This window comes from Thiolapillus sp., assembly GCF_048562965.1.
Taxonomy (GTDB): Bacteria; Pseudomonadota; Gammaproteobacteria; order Chromatiales; family Chromatiaceae; genus Thiolapillus; species Thiolapillus brandeum_A.
Genome location: NZ_JBHNMF010001629.1, coordinates 1 through 525, shown reverse-complemented (window position 1 = coordinate 525; position 525 = coordinate 1). Strand labels below are relative to the sequence as shown.

General features: G+C 57.7%; 2 protein-coding genes. Both read right to left on the bottom strand.

Annotated elements, in window-relative coordinates; genetic code table 11:
* A partial coding sequence (locus ACOCD2_RS25900; RefSeq protein WP_419588814.1) for a hypothetical protein occupies positions 1-70 on the bottom strand: 70 nt, incomplete at its 3' end.
* 175 nt (positions 71-245) lie between these two features.
* The coding region (locus tag ACOCD2_RS25895; RefSeq protein WP_419588813.1) for a hypothetical protein at positions 246-525 on the bottom strand (280 nt) is incomplete at its 5' end.

The following is a 525-nucleotide window of genomic DNA, read 5'->3' as shown; positions in this document are numbered from 1 at the left end:
GGCGAAACACATCGTCCACATCTTTTCCCTCGGCTTCCACAGACGACATTCCGGAGAGCTTTTCCGCCATGGGATTGAATTTGAGGATATGTCCGCGCTCATCGAGGCGAATGACTGCTTCCGCTGCCAGCCATGGAGAGCGAAGCGAAGGCTGGTAGACCCCAGTAGCCGCGAGGCCGCACTGTTTTCCCGGCGTGCCTTGCGCCAGAGGGAAAACAAAGTAGGCCTCCGAACGCGGCGTCCAGTCATATGGGAGCCAAGTACGGAGCAGCAACGAGCTTGCGAAGTTGTTGCGTAGTGCTTGGTGACCAGGACGGCTGGGGCACCAATAGGTTGTCAAAGGCCGAGTCGATTTTGGGGACTGGGATGTCCCAAAATCTATCACGAGGTCGAAGACACGCTTGGCCGATGGCCGTCAGCGCCGTTTGCGAAAGCCGTCTTTCCTCGAACAGCACGCGCAGCAGCTTTCTGAGCAGATGCCCGTTGGCCGCAAGGAAAAACAGCACGATACTCACCAGCATCACC